Consider the following 1,696-nt stretch of genomic DNA (forward strand, 5'->3'; position numbering starts at 1 on the left):
TTCGAGTGCACGGACGAGCCAGGCATGCGGGGGACCGTCGTCGAACGCCGCGTCGGTGTAGACGACCGCAGCCACGGCATCGGCGTCGGGAAGGCGGCAGACCATCCCGATGAGTGTGGCGGCGGAACGGTCGGCCGCATCATCGTCGACGCAGTCGGGCAGGTCGACGCGCATCGCACCCAGGCTGCGGGAGCCGTGGAACGGGATGAGGATAATGCTGCGGGTCGGGCGGTAGCCGAGCATGCGTGGAACGAGGGCGAGGAATTGAGCCGCGTCTGCGGCCTTCACGATGGTGGTCATGCGTCGAGCCTGAATGCGCCGGATCGGCTGCAGCGGGAGGGGCGGAGCGCTGTGGGGGACCTGCGCGATCGGCCCGCTGGGGAGGACCGGTGGGCCGCGTATCCTGGAGACGTGGAGAACTACTGGGTCGCCGTCTTCTGGTCGCTGCTGCCGACCGTTGTCGTCTCGGTGATCTTCTTCTTCGTGCTGCGCAGCATCCTCCGCGCCGATCGAGTCGAGCGGCGCGCGTACTCGCGCATCGAGGCCGAAGAGCGGGCGAAGCGCGGACTGCCTGCGGCCGCGCCGGCCACACCGAGCGAGCCCCACCCCTGATCGCGCGCGCCGACGCCTCGGCTGGCTGTCGGACGGGCGACTACGCTGGGCACACCGTCAGCGCACGGGGCGAAGTCGGGGGAAGACCGCGGTGATCACACTCACGTTCGACGCATCGTGGTGGCTGATCCTCGTCTTCGTGGTCGATCTGATCATCCGCATCCTGGCGATCATCATCGTCCCGCGCAATCGACGCCCGACGGCCGCGATGGCCTGGCTGCTGGCGATCTACTTCATCCCCCTGATCGGGGTGTTCCTGTTCCTGCTGATCGGAAACCCTCGGCTGCCACGTAAGCGGCGCAAGAAGCAGGAGCAGATCAACGACTACATCCACGACACGAGCGCCCACCTCGACCTCGGAACCCACCGGCCGCACGCCCCGGAATGGTTCACGGCGATGGTGACGCTCAACCGAAATCTCGGCGCCATGCCACTCGCGGGCGACAACGATGCACAGCTCATATCGGACTACGAGGGCAGCTTCGCGGCCATGGCGGAGGCCATCCGAGCGGCCCAGCGGTACGTGCATGTCGAGTTCTACATCCTTCAGGCGGATGCCACGACCGAGGACTTCTTCGCCGCGCTCGAGGAGGTCGCGCAGCGCGGTGTGACAGTGCGGGTGCTGCTGGATCACTGGGCGAACCGCGGCAAGCCGTTCTACAAGCAGACCCTCAAGCGGCTGGATGCGATGGGGGCGCAGTGGCACCTGATGCTCCCCGTGCAGCCGCTCAAGGGGAAATATCAGCGTCCCGATCTGCGCAACCACCGCAAGCTCCTTGTCGTCGACGGGGAGATCGCGTTCACCGGATCGCAGAACGTCACCGACTCGACATACAACCTGCGGAAGAACATCAAGCGGGGCCTGCACTGGGTCGACCTGATGGCGCGCATCGAGGGCCCGGTCGTGGCATCCGTCAATGCCGTCTTCCTCTCGGATTGGTACAGCGAGACCGACGAGGTGCTCACCGACGACATCGACCTGTTCGACGTGCGATCAGGGCCGGGTGAGCTCGACTGCCAGATCATCCCTTCCGGCCCGGGATTCGAGTTCCAGAACAACCTCAAGCTGTTCGCCGGCCTGCTC

General features: G+C 66.3%; 3 protein-coding genes. 2 read left to right on the top strand and 1 reads right to left on the bottom strand.

Going from position 1 to position 1,696, the window contains the following annotated elements:
• Positions 1-300 (bottom strand): DUF4192 family protein (locus AC1DVT_RS20100; protein WP_477391143.1); only part of this gene is annotated, 300 nt, incomplete at its 3' end.
• 111 nt (positions 301-411) lie between these two features.
• Here AC1DVT_RS20100 and AC1DVT_RS20105 point away from each other — a divergent pair.
• Complete coding sequence (locus tag AC1DVT_RS20105) at positions 412-612, top strand: hypothetical protein (RefSeq protein ID WP_477391145.1); 201 nt, start codon at positions 412-414, stop codon at positions 610-612.
• Positions 613-703: 91 nt separating this feature from the next.
• Positions 704-1,696: phospholipase D-like domain-containing protein (locus AC1DVT_RS20110; RefSeq protein ID WP_477391147.1), on the top strand; the 993-nt coding region annotated here is incomplete at its 3' end.

It is taken from the genome of Microbacterium sp. P2_F9, assembly GCF_056403635.1.